10 protein-coding genes and 1 pseudogene are annotated in these 12,171 nt (G+C 69.0%); 7 read left to right on the forward strand and 4 right to left on the reverse strand.

The features are described 5' to 3' along the window. Positions 1-189: 189 nt before the first annotated feature. A complete protein-coding gene (locus tag J7E68_RS06140) occupies positions 190-1,173 on the reverse strand; it encodes a LacI family DNA-binding transcriptional regulator (protein ID WP_215170836.1) in 984 nt (327 codons plus the stop codon). Between the two features lie 99 nt (positions 1,174-1,272). Between J7E68_RS06140 and J7E68_RS06145 the strand changes: the two genes are divergently transcribed. Genes J7E68_RS06145 through J7E68_RS06155 form a run of 3 tightly spaced genes read left to right on the forward strand, consistent with a single transcriptional unit; the run spans position 1,273 to position 4,204 of the window. Further along, positions 1,273-2,403 (forward strand): Gfo/Idh/MocA family protein, encoded by a 1,131-nt coding sequence (locus J7E68_RS06145; RefSeq protein ID WP_215170838.1) that lies wholly within the window; start codon positions 1,273-1,275, stop codon positions 2,401-2,403. Then, positions 2,400-3,146, forward strand: a complete 747-nt coding sequence (locus tag J7E68_RS06150; protein WP_215170840.1) for a cupin domain-containing protein — start codon at positions 2,400-2,402, stop codon at positions 3,144-3,146. The genes J7E68_RS06145 and J7E68_RS06150 overlap by 4 nt, the downstream gene beginning before the upstream one ends. Continuing rightward, positions 3,143-4,204, forward strand: a complete 1,062-nt coding sequence (locus J7E68_RS06155; RefSeq protein WP_215170842.1) for a Gfo/Idh/MocA family protein — start codon at positions 3,143-3,145, stop codon at positions 4,202-4,204. Before J7E68_RS06150 ends, J7E68_RS06155 begins: the two co-directional genes overlap by 4 nt. 130 nt (positions 4,205-4,334) lie before the next feature. Here the strand turns inward: J7E68_RS06155 and xylB are convergent, their stop codons facing one another. Together xylB and xylA are read right to left on the reverse strand one after the other, a co-directional pair. Continuing rightward, complete coding sequence (gene xylB, locus J7E68_RS06160) at positions 4,335-5,621, reverse strand: xylulokinase (RefSeq protein WP_215170844.1); 1,287 nt, start codon at positions 5,619-5,621, stop codon at positions 4,335-4,337. A 5-nt stretch (positions 5,622-5,626) separates the two neighbouring features. Beyond that, positions 5,627-6,814: a xylose isomerase gene (xylA, locus tag J7E68_RS06165; protein ID WP_215170846.1), complete on the reverse strand. Its 1,188-nt coding sequence runs from the start codon at positions 6,812-6,814 to the stop codon at positions 5,627-5,629. A gap of 86 nt (positions 6,815-6,900) precedes the next feature. On the opposite strand from xylA, the gene J7E68_RS06170 reads away from it, so the two are divergent. Genes J7E68_RS06170 through J7E68_RS06180 form a run of 3 tightly spaced genes read left to right on the forward strand, consistent with a single transcriptional unit; the run spans position 6,901 to position 9,532 of the window. Further along, on the forward strand, positions 6,901-8,085 hold the full coding sequence (locus tag J7E68_RS06170; protein ID WP_215170847.1) for an ROK family transcriptional regulator: 1,185 nt from the start codon (positions 6,901-6,903) through the stop codon (positions 8,083-8,085). Positions 8,086-8,090: 5 nt separating this feature from the next. After that, positions 8,091-8,738, forward strand: a complete 648-nt coding sequence (locus J7E68_RS06175) for a GyrI-like domain-containing protein (protein WP_215170848.1) — start codon at positions 8,091-8,093, stop codon at positions 8,736-8,738. Beyond that, the gene (locus J7E68_RS06180) at positions 8,735-9,532 is read left to right on the forward strand and encodes a DUF1206 domain-containing protein (RefSeq protein WP_215170849.1); all 798 of its coding nucleotides are present in this window, start codon (positions 8,735-8,737) and stop codon (positions 9,530-9,532) included. The genes J7E68_RS06175 and J7E68_RS06180 overlap by 4 nt, the downstream gene beginning before the upstream one ends. A gap of 9 nt (positions 9,533-9,541) precedes the next feature. Here J7E68_RS06180 and J7E68_RS06185 read toward each other — a convergent pair whose 3' ends face one another. Further along, entirely contained in the window at positions 9,542-10,189 is a 648-nt protein-coding gene (locus tag J7E68_RS06185; protein WP_215170850.1) for a LysE family translocator, read from the reverse strand. Positions 10,190-10,415: 226 nt separating this feature from the next. On the opposite strand from J7E68_RS06185, the pseudogene J7E68_RS06190 reads away from it, so the two are divergent. Continuing rightward, positions 10,416-12,171, forward strand: a pseudogene (locus J7E68_RS06190) (hypothetical protein); the annotation flags it as partial.

The following is a 12,171-nucleotide window of genomic DNA, read 5'->3' on the forward strand; positions in this document are numbered from 1 at the left end:
GCGGCGTCCTGCAGCCATGCCGACGAGTTGTGCCAGACGACCAGCACCTCGGCATCGCGGTGCTCATCAGGGATCGCTGCGTCGATGTCGTAGACGACCGTCTCGACGTCGGCGGTGACCGGCAGGTCGATGGTGTTCGGAATCAGGATCTTCATACGAGCCTCCAGGTCGGGGGTGTCATCGGGTGTGTCATCGGGGGGATTCGGTCGATTCGCGCCAGACGACGGTGAGCAGTCCGTCGGGCTTCTCGGGCGGCTCGCCACCTCGCACGGCCGCGACGAGTCGGTGCATCGAGTAGGCGCCGAGACGCTCGCGGTCCTGCACCACGCTCGTGAGCGAGGGCACGAGGAACGCGCTCTGAGGGTGGTCGTCCCAGCCTGTCACGGCGACGTCGTGCGGCAGCTTCCACCCTCGCCGGGTGGCAGCCCGGATGGCGCCGGTCGCGAGGACGTCGTTCGCGGCGATCACGGCGAGTGGGGGAGCATCGTCGGGCAGCGCGTCGATCGCATCCTCCCCGGCCTTCCCGCTCCAGTCGCCGTCTGTCAGTCCGAGGGATTCGAGCCCGAGTCGGTCGATCGTCGAGAGGTAGGCATCGCGGCGTGCTCGTGCCGAGGGGAAGTCCTCGGCCCCGGCCACATGGATGAATCGACGGTGGCCCTGGGCTGCCAGCCGCTCGATCATCTCGGCGATCGGACGTGAGTCGGTGAACTCGCCGGTCATGTGCATGGCGTCGTCGAACTCGCCGACCGAGAGCACGATGGGCCCACCGCCGGTCGTGTCGGTGAAGGGGAGCGGCGTGAACGCGAGAATTCCCTCGTACTGCCCGGACTCGACCACCTCGGTCAGTCTCTCGTCGCGCGCGGTCTGCTCTTCCGGCAGGCTCACCACCTCGACGACGTATCCCTCGTCCCGCGCGGCGGCGATCGCCCCCGACAGCAGCGTCAGCGGGTTGATCGTCGCGATCGGCACGACGACAGCGAGGCGGCCGGTGCGGTGGGTGCGCATCGAACGAGCGGCGAGATTCGGCCGATAGTTCAGCTCGGATGCCGCACGCAGCACCTTCTCTCGGGTGGCCTCGGAGATGCCAGGGCGCCCGGTGAACACGAATGACACCGTCGATTGCGACACCCCGGCGAGATGCGCGACGTCATGGCTGGTCGGGCGTCGGTCCATGGCATCTCTCCTTCCGGGGTTGACGTGGCCGGTGTTCCTCTCGATAGTATCTACTACGTCTTAGTAATACGTAGTAACACCTCATCGAGGAGGCAGGGAATGCTCAGGATCGGCATCATCGGCACCGGCGGGATCGCCGACGCGCACATCGACGGATACCTCGCGTTCCCCGACCAGTGCGTGATCGCGGGTCTCGCCGACGTCGTACCCGGCAAGGCCGCGCAGAAGGCCGAAGCCTTCGGGCTGACGGACGTCACGGCGTTCGACGATCCGCTCGAGATGATCGCCTCGGGTCTGGTCGACGTCGTGAGCGTCGCCACCCCGCCGTCGACCCACGCCGCTCTCTCGATCGCTGCGCTCGATGCCGGCCTCCATGTGCTGGTCGAGAAGCCCATGGCTCCCTCGCTCGAAGAGTGCGACGCGATGCTTCAGGCCCAGGAGCGCTCTGGCAGGGTGCTCTCGGTCGTCGCGCAGAACCGGTTCCGCGACGACCTCGCGACCCTCAAAGACGTCGTCGACTCCGGGCTGCTCGGGTCGATCTCGCACGTCCGCGTCGACTCGGCGTGGTGGCGGGGGCTGCCCTACTACGACCTGTGGTGGCGTGGCACGTGGGAGAAGGAGGGTGGCGGGTGCACGTTGAACCACGCCATCCATCACATCGACCTGCTGCTGTGGCTGCGGGGGAGTCCGACCGAGATCACGGCGATGCTCACCAACGCCCAGCACGACAACGCCGAGGTCGAGGACCTCTCGGTCGCTGTCTTCCGCTACGACCGGGGCCTCGCCCAGCTGACCAGCTCGGTCGTGCACCACGGTCAGGAACAGGCGATCGTCATCCAGGGTGCGAATGCCCGGGTGTCTCAGCCGTTCTCGGTCGTCGCCGAGCGCTCTCGCCCCGACGGGTTCCCCGAGCAGGGCGGCGACGCCGACGTGGTGGCGCGCATCGAGGAGCCCGTCGCGGCGCGCACGCCTCTCGCTCACCTCGGGCATGAGGGCCAGATCGGCGATCTGCTCGGCGCGACCCGTGACGGACGGCCGCCGATCGCCGGGGGACTGGACGGACGCAACGCGGTCGAGGTGGTGACGGCCATCTACAAGGCGGACTTCGAACGCCGGTTCGTGTCTCTGCCGATCACGGCATCCGACCCGTACTACCGGGCAGGCCAGCTCGTGGCGAAGGCGCCGCACTTCTTCGAGAAGACCGCGTCGCTCGCCGAGGCGGCATCGTGAGCGCATCCTCGTTCCCCGGCGGCACATCGCTGTCGCATCTGGACGTCTACACCGATGCGGCGACCGACGGCATCTGCGGCGGGAGCCCGCACATGCACCTCGTCTCGACAGAGGCGTACGTGGTCGTCTCGGGCCAGGGAGCGCTGCAGGCGATCGACGCCGACGGCTTCCGAGAGACCGCCCTGTCGGCGGGATCGGTCGTCTGGTTCACCCCCGGCACGATCCACCGTGCCGTCAACCGCGGCGATCTGCGGGTCGTCGTGCTGATGAGCAATGCAGGGCTGCCGGAGGCGGGAGATGCGGTCATGACGTTCCCCGCGCAGGTCGTGGCGAACTCGAGCGCGTACGCTGCCGCAGCCTCTCTCGGAGACGAAGACGGAGAGGGAGGCGAAGACGGACGAGCAGAGCGAGCAACCGCACGACGCGACCTCGCGGTCGCCGGGTTCGAGACGCTGCGCGATGCCGTGGCTCGCGGCGACCGCGCCCCTCTCGATGCCTTCCACGCCGCCGCCGGTGCTCTCGTACGCGATCGTGCCGCGGCGTGGGGCGACCTGGTGCGAGAGCGTCCGCTGGCGCAGGCCGAGCAGTCGCTCGCTCTCGCCGAAGCCGTGGCATCCGGATCCGTCTCGCATCTCGCCGATGCCCGCGTCCACCAGGCCGTACCCTCGGTGGGAGAGCGCGGATTCGGCATGTGCGGACGCCTGCGCACCTACGACGTCACCGACGAGGAGAACGACCGATGACCCGCACCTACACCTTCGATCCGCTGCCCGAGCCGGTGGTCGGCCCCGGGGAGTTCGCCTTCGCGGCGGTGGGCCTCGACCACGGACACATCGTCGGCATGGTAGAGCAGCTCGTCGCCGCGGGTGCGACCCTCTCGCTCGTCTACGACCCCGACCCCGCGAAGGTCGCGGATCTCGTCGCGCGGTTCCCGCAGGCGCGGGCCGCAGCGAGCGAGCAGGAGGTGCTCGACGACCCTCGGGTGCAGCTCGTCGCGAGTGCCTCGATCGCGAATCAGCGGGCTCCTCTCGGGGTGCGCGTGCTGGATGCGGGCAAGGATTTCTTCGCCGACAAACCCGCGATCACGACGATGGACGACCTCGCCGCGGCCCGCGAGGCCGTGGCACGTACCGGTCGCAAGTTCGCGGTCTACTACGGCGAGCGTGTGCACTCCGAAGCCGCGATCCTCGCGGGGCAGCTGATCGACCGTGGAGCGATCGGAACCGTGCTGCAGGTCGCGTCGTTCGGCCCGCACCGGATCGGCGCGGGTCGGCCCGACTGGTTCTACGACCCCGAGCAGTACGGCGGGATCATCTGCGACATCGGCAGCCACAACTTCGAGCAGATGCTCTTCTACACGGGCGCGACCGACGGTGAGATCGTCAGCTCGACCGTCGCGAACTACGCCCACCGCGACACCCCGGGTCTGCAGGACTTCGGAGACGCGCACGTCGTGCTCGACAACGGCACCACCGGCTACGTGCGCGTGGACTGGTTCACCCCGGCCGGGCTCGACGTCTTCGGCGACGGCCGCACCGTGCTGCTCGGCACCGACGGCTACATCGAGCTGCGCAAGTACACCGACATCACCACCGACAACGGCGGTGGGCAGGTGCTGCTCGTCAATCACGACGGCCAGTTCCGCTTCGACGCGACGGGCAAGACCGGGTACCCGTTCTTCGGGCAGCTCATCCGCGACTGCCTCGACCGCACCGAGCACGCGATGACGCAGGCGCACGCATTCACGGCAGCCGAGCTGAGCATCATCGCGCAGCGGGATGCTCGGGTGCTCGCCGGCTGACGGCATCCGGTCGCTCTGGCCGGTCGGTCGTCAACCGTTCGGGAGGAAGACTGCGCGTGGGGAGGACGGATGCGGCGAATCCGTCAGCCCGAAGCGCAGTGCTCCTCCTGAAGGGGCGTATGCCCGACGCTCAGACGGCCAGCGCTGCCGCCTGGCGTGCGGCGCCGAGTGCGACGTACTCGCCGGGCTCGGGCACCTCGACCGGGAGTCCGAGGATCTCGGGCGCGATGCGGCGCACGGCCTCCGACTGCGCTCCGCCACCGATCAACAGGGCTCGTTCGAGCGGGATGCCGAGGTCGCGCAGCGCGTCGAGACCCGCGCCGAGTCCTCGGAGCATCCCCTCGACGGCCGCACGGGCGAGATTCTCTCTCGACGTCGACGCGAGCGTCATACCCGTGAGGGATGCCGTGGCATCGGGCAGATTGGGCGTGCGCTCGCCCTCGAAGTAGGGCAGCAGCGTCAGGCCCCCGGCTCCCGGCGATGCGTGCAGAGCCAGGTCGCTGAACTCCGAGTGCGTGACCCCCAGCAGTGCGGCGGTGACGTCGATCACCCGGGCGGCGTTGAGCGTCGCGACGAGCGGCAGGAAGTTGCCTGTCGCGTCGGCGAAGCCCGCCACCGTCCCGGTCGGGTCGCTCAGCGGCGTCGCGCTGATGGCGCAGACCGTGCCCGATGTGCCGATCGACACCACGACGTCGCCGGGCACGGCGCCGAGTCCGAGCGCGGCCGCGGCGTTGTCTCCCGCTCCCGCGCCGACCCGTCGACCATCGGCATCCGTCACCGACTCGTCGTGCGAGAGCACGCGGGGCAGGATCGCATCGTGCCCGAGAGCTGCGACCAGCAGCTCGCGGTCGTACTCGCCCGTCGCAGGATTCCAGTACCCGGTGCCCGACGCGTCGGATCGATCAGTGACGAGCTCGTCGAGCACGGGGTTGTCGGGGCCGAAGCCCCGCAGGCGCCAGGTCAGCCAGTCGTGGGGCAGCGCGACCGCCGCCACGCGCGCGGCGTTCTCGGGCTCGTGGTCGCGCAGCCACCGCAGCTTCGTGATCGTGAACGATGCCACGGGCACGAGACCGGTGCGGACGGCGAGTGCGGATGCCCCGAACTCGTCGATCAGATCGTGGGCGGCACCCGCCGAGCGCGTGTCGTTCCACAGCAGGGCGTCGCGGATCACGCGCCCGGACTCGTCGAGCACGACCATGCCGTGCTGCTGGCCCCCGATCGACCAGGCTGCGATGTCGTCGAGCGAACCCGCTTCCGCGATCGCGGCATTCAGAGCGCGCCACCAGGCCTCGGGGTCGACCGAGGTGCCTTCAGGATGAGACGCGCGACCCGAGCGGATGACCGCTCCGGTCGACGCGTCCACGACCACGGCCTTGCACGACTGGGTCGATGAATCGACCCCGAGAACCAGCGGCATGGTGTTCAGCGCGCGCCGAGCAGGTGCTCGGTCGCGAGCTGCTGCAGCCGGACGAAGCCGAAGCCCTTGCCGCCGAAGTACTGCGACGCGTCGAAGTCCTCATAGGCGGAGCGATCGGCGAGGAAGTCATCGTACGTCTCGCCCGGGCTGAGCGTCGGGGTGGAGAGCTCGTCGACCCGAGCGGCTGTCAGCGCCTCCTGCACTTCGGGGTCGGCACGGAAGGCCGCTGCCCGCTCCTTGAGCAGCAGGTAGGTGCGCATGTTGGCGGCTGCCGAATCCCAGACGCCCTTCTCGTCTTCGGTGCGGCTGGGCTTGTAGTCGAAGTGGCGAGGGCCGTCGTAGGCGGGGACTCCGCCGGGGCCGCCGTTCTCGAGCAGGTCGACGAGCGAGAAGGCGTTGTGCAGGTCGCCATGCCCGAACACCAGGTCCTGGTCGTACTTGATGCCGCGCTGGCCGTTCAGGTCGATGTGGAAGAGCTTGCCGTGGAACAGCGCCTGAGCGATGCCGGCGGTGAAGTTGAGCCCGGCCATCTGCTCGTGACCGACCTCGGGGTTCACGCCGACCAGTTCCGGGCGTTCGAGCGAGTCGATGAAGGCGATCGCGTGGCCGAGGGTGGGCAGCAGGATGTCGCCCCGGGGCTCGTTCGGCTTCGGCTCGATCGCGAAGCGGATGCCGTAGCCCTTGTCGGTGACGTAGTCGCCGAGCAGGTTGACCGCCTCGCGGTAGCGCTCGAGCGCCTGACGGATGTCCTTCGCGGAGTCGTACTCCGCGCCCTCGCGGCCGCCCCACATGACGAAGGTCTGGGCGCCGAGCTCGGCACCCAGGTCGAGCTGACGGAAGACCTTGCGCAGCGCATAGCGGCGCACGTCGCGGTCGTTCGAAGTGAAGCCGCCGTCCTTGAAGATCGGTGCGCTGAAGAGGTTCGTGGTGACCATCGGCACGACGAGGCCCGTGTCATCGAGAGCGCCCTTGAGGCGGTCGATCTGCGTCTGGCGCTCGGCGTCTGTCGAGCCGAAGGCGAAGAGGTCGTCATCGTGGAATGTCAGCCCGTAGGCGCCGAGCTCGGCGAGCTTCTCGACGGCGTGCACCACGTCGAGCGCGGGCCGAGTGGGGCCGCCGAAGGGGTCTGCGCCGTTGTAGCCGACGGTCCAGAGGCCGAAGGAGAACTTGTCATCGCGGGTGGGGGTGCTCATGGCTGCTCCTGTGCAGGTCATCAAATAAGTTGTGGTTGACAACATATCCCATGACAGGAGCCGCGTCCACCCCCTACAGTGAAGGGATGCCGACATCGCCGAGCCCCGCGCCGGGCACCCGCCCGCACAATCGCGCCCGCATCCTGCGGCTCGTGCACGAAGACGGCGCGCAGTCGCGGGCCGCGCTGACCGAGCGCACGGGACTCAACCGCTCGACGATCGCCGACCTCGTGGCCGAGCTCGTGCGACAGGGGGTCGTCGACGAACGCGTGCCCGACGTGCCGGGCCGGGTCGGGCGTCCCTCGCCGGTCGTGACGGCGTCGGCCCAGGTCGTCGCGATCGCGGTGAACCCCGAGGTGGATGCGATCGAGATCGCTGCGGTCGGCCTCGACCGCAGCATCCTGGTGCGCGAGCGTCTGGACAACCAGGACCTGCCGACACCGGATGCCGTGGCCGCCACGATCGCCGACCGGATCGCAGTGTGGCGAGAGGGTCCGCTCGCGACCGTGCGGATCCAGGCGATCGGGATCGCGGTGCCGGGACTCGTCCGCTCGTCGGATGGGGTCGTGCGCAACGCCCCGCACCTGGCATGGACCGACGTGCCCCTCGCGCAGCTCGTGCGCTCGGCGACGGGATCCCCGGCCGTGGTCGACAACGACGCGACGCTGGGTGCGATCGCCGAGCACCGCTACGGCGCGGGGCGGGGCATCGACGACATCGGCTACCTGAACGGCGGCGCCGCCGGCATCGGCGGCGGCCTGATCATCCACGGCAGGCCCGTCGCGGGTGCCGGAGGCTATGCCGGCGAGTTCGGCCAGAACCGCCCGCGCATCACCGCCGACGACGACCGCCGAACCTCCGACGGAGTGCTCGAAGCCGAGGTGAGCCGTCGGCTGCTCCTCGACGCGGTGGGGCTCGATGCGGCCGACGACGAGACGCTCGGTGCCGAGCTCTCGGCGGCCGATTCCTCGGGAGCGACGTCGACGGCGGTCGCCGACGAGATCACCCGGCAGCCGCACGTCCTGGCGAGCGCCCTGGCGAATGCCGTGAATGTGCTCAATCCGGCGCTCATCGTCCCCGGCGGATTCCTCGCGACCCTCGCGGATCTGCGCGCCGAGCAGATCGCCGACGACGTCAGCGCTCTCGCGATGACCGAGAGCGCCGAGGGGCTGCAGATCCGTCCGGCGGCGCTCGGGCCCGACAGGCTGCTGATCGGCGCGGCCGAACTGGCGTTCGCCGAGCTGCTCGCCGATCCGGGGGAGCGGAGCTGACCGCGATGGCGATCGACCCCAAGAAGACGCTCGACGCGTACAAGGCCCGCCGCGGGGAGTTTCGCATACTCGACGTCCCCCCGATGCAGTACCTCATGGTCGACGGCGCGGGAGACCCCAACACCGCTCGGGCCTACGGGGATGCGGTGTCTGCGCTGTTCCCGCTCGCGTACTCGCTCAAGTTCGCGAGCCGTGACGAGCTGGGCGTCGACACGGTGGTCATGCCGCTCGAAGGACTCTGGCACGCTCCCGACATGCAGGCGTTCACGTCGCGGCGCGACAAGTCGGTCTGGCTGTGGACGCTGATGATCATGGTGCCCGATCACGTCACACCCGAGATGTTCGCGGCGTCGGTCGACGCGGTGACGGCGAAGACGGCCAAGAAGAAGCAGGAGTCCCCGGCGCTGCACTCGGTGCGCCTCGAGACTCTCGACGAGGGGCTCTGCGTGCAGACGCTGCATGTCGGCCCGTACGACGACGAGGCGCCCGTGCTCGACGAGCTGCACACCCGTTTCGTACCCGAGAACGGACTGCGGATGACCGGGCTCCATCACGAGATCTACCTCAGCGATGTCAGGCGGGCCGCACCCGAGAAGCTCCGCACGATCCTGCGGCAGCCGGTCGAGCGCGAGGGCGATATCCTGCTCGGATGACCTCACCGAAGGGCGCCGCGCGCACGGCTCAGCGGTCCGACGCATTCCGGCGCGTGGCACGGGCCGGTTTCGTCGTGGTCGGCCTCGTGCACATCATCATCGGGGCCATCGCGGTCTCCATCGCCACGGGCGGCGGCGGGGATGCCGATCAGGACGGTGCGATGGAGCAGATCCGCTCGACCCCGATCGGAGGCCTGCTGCTGGGGGCCATCGCCGTCGCGCTGATCGCGCTCGCCGTCTGGCAGGTCGCGAGCGGAATGCTCGCCGGCGGCAAGGAGCCCCGCAAGTGGGGCATGCGGATCAAGCTCATCGGCATCGCCGGCGCGTACCTCGTGATCGCGGGGCTCGCGTTGATCTTCGCCTTCGGCGGACATGTCGAGTCCGAGGAGACGACGCGGGCGCTCAGCGCATTCGTCCTCTCCGCGCCGGGAGGTGTGGTGGCGCTCATCATCCTCGGCCTCACCGTCGGCGGGGTGGGCGTCGGATTCATCGTGATCGGGTTCACGAGAGGTTTCGAGAAGACGATGGACGTGCCCTCGGGCCCCTCCCGGCCGGGGATCATCGCGCTCGGGGTCGCGGGCTACATCGCGAAGGGGATCGCCGTCGCGGTGACGGGACTTCTCTTCATCGTCGCCGCATGGACGCAGGATCCGCAGAAGGCGGCGGGTCTTGACGCCGCGCTGCGGAGCCTCATCGATCTGCCGTTCGGACGCGCGATCCTCTGGCTCGTCGGAGTGGGCCTCGCGATCTACGGGGTCTTCTCCTTCGTGCGTGCGCGCTACGCCGACATGTGACGAGCAGTCTCAGGCGGTCGAAGGCTTCTCGCTCCACACCAAGAGGAACGCGCCCAGCGCGATCATGAGCCCGCCGCCGGTGGCGCTCATCGCCTCGATCCGTCGGGGTGACCGACCGAACCAGTCCCGCGCCCCGCTCGCCAGCAGCACCCACACGGCGTCGCACGCGACCCCGATCGCGACGACGATGGCGCCGAGAACGAAGAGCTGCGCCGGCACGGACCCGCCGTGCAGGTCGACGAATTGAGGCAGGATCGCCAGGAAGAAGGCGATCGACTTCGGGTTGGTGACCCCGACCACGAATCCCTCGGCGAGCAGTCGCCCGCCTGAGCGCCGAGGCACCGGGCCACTCATCGACTCCGCTGCGTCTTTGCGGTGTCTGATCGCCTGTACGCCGAGGTAGATCAGATACCCGGCGCCGAGCACCTTCACGATCGTGAAGAGCACGATCGACTGGGCGACGACCGTGCCGACGCCCAGCGCGACGCCGACGACGAGCACGATCGAGCCGAGTGCCGTGCCCAGGATGCTGAGGAACCCCCCGAGGCGCCCCAGGGCCATCGCTCTGCCGATCGTGAAGAGCACGGTGGGCCCGGGGATCACGACCATGACGAACGCCGCGACGACGAAGGTCGCGAGGGTCTCGACGCTGAACATGCAGCGAGCCTAGGGCAGCTCCGCACGATCCGATCCAAGAAGTTTCGGAGCGATCGTCATGAAACGCCTGCGCGAGGGTCTGGGTATGTAGCGGGCAGCCTCGACTGCCCGTCGTACTGGGGATCGAACGCACACAGGGGAAGGCGCACGCCGGTCACTCGCCGCACGGCGAAGGACCGCGGGCCGGGATGGGGACGCACACATGGGCTTCAGCTCACACGATCGGATGACGGCGCGGATTCACCGCACCGCCGCGGCACCACGCCGCAGGGCGCTGACGCGGTTCATCGGTGCGCTCGCCGTCGCAGGAGCCCTCGTCACCGGCGTGACTCTCGCCCCGAACTCCGGGATCACGGCCGCGGCAACGGTGCCGGGAAGCCCGGGCACTCCGCAGACGGGCACGCCCGTCTACACCGAAGACTTCTCGAACCAGAGCGCAGCGCTCGTGGCGCGATCGATCACGACCTACACCGGCGGCTCGGCGGCCGCGAACTCGACCTACACCGCCTCGGCGCAGTACACGCCCGCAGGCAATCAGTGCAACGGATGGGTCATGAGCGCGGCGACGCCCACTGCTCCCGTCACCGACCTCGGCTGCCTGAACAACCTGACCACGACGTGGCCCGTGCTGCAGGGCATGGCGCAGGCGCTCGGCGTGGCACAGGGGCAGACGGCTACCCAGGCGGCCACGAACCAGGTGCTGACGTCGTACACCAACGCGGCGAACGGCGTCATCGCCGCCGGTACGCAATTCCGCACGGTCAACACGATCCCGGCGATCGGCGGTCACTACTACGCCGTGTCGGCGTACTTCGCAGCGGTCAACTGCCCGGCCGCCGGAGGAGCGAACCAGCCGAAAGAGACATTCAGCCTCATCGTGAACGGCAGTCCGGTGGTGCTCAGCACCGGTCTGAACCCCTGCGCGAACAACACCTTCTGGGGAACCCAGACCGCGAAGCTGCAGTCGGCCGCCTACCAGGTGCCCGTCGGAACCACCGCGAACCTCGGCCTCTCGCTCTACAACGCGACCGCGACGGGATCCGGCAACGACGTCGCCTTCGACCTGCCGCAGATCGTCGATGTCACCCCGCAGCTCGACAAGGCGTTCAGCCCCACGGTCATCACCGACGGATCGACCTCGAAGATGACGTTGACGGTCACCAACACCTCCGACCTCATGGCCAAGAGCGACTGGTCGATCACCGACGCGCTGCCGACGAACCTGAAGATCGCAGCCGCACCGAACATCGGCGGCACCTGCATCCAGCGCACCGGAGCGGCCTACACGGTCACAGCCCCCGCCGGCGGAACGACGGTGTCTGTCACGGGCGGCGACCTCGCGCTGGGCAGTGCGTCGTGCACGGTCACGGTCGACGTGACGTCGGCGGTCAACGGCACCTACATCAACGGTCCGGCCAACATCACCACGAACCTCAACCCGCCGGCCAATGCGTCGCTCGAGGTGATCCAGCCGTCGATCGACATCGTCAAGACCTCGAACATCACGAGTTACGACGCGGTCGGCGATATCGCGACCTACACATTCGTGGCCACGAACACCACGCCGAAGGCGCCGACGAACACCGTCGTCAACACCAGCCTCACCGACGTCGCGATCACGGAGGATTCGTTCTCGGGCATCGGGGACATGAGCGCGCTGGTGTGTGACAAGCCTGCGCCGGTCACCCTGGCGAGCGGCGCGACGCTGACCTGCACGGCGACCTACGTCGTGCAGCAGGGCGACCTCGACAGGGCGCCCCTGACCAACGGCGCACGCGCCACGGGCACGCCGAAGGCGGGGCCCACCGTCACCGACACCGATGACGAGATCATCCCCGCAGTGTGGACCCCCGCCCTTCTTCTCGACAAGACGGCCTCGGTCGTCGAAGTCGACGGTGACGGAGTCACCGGACTCGGCGACCACAACATGTACGCGTTCGACGGCACCAACACCGGAAACGTCACCGTCCCCAGCATCACCG

The sequence above is a fragment of the Microbacterium sp. ISL-103 genome, assembly GCF_018613995.1.
GTDB lineage: Bacteria > Actinomycetota > Actinomycetes > Actinomycetales > Microbacteriaceae > Microbacterium.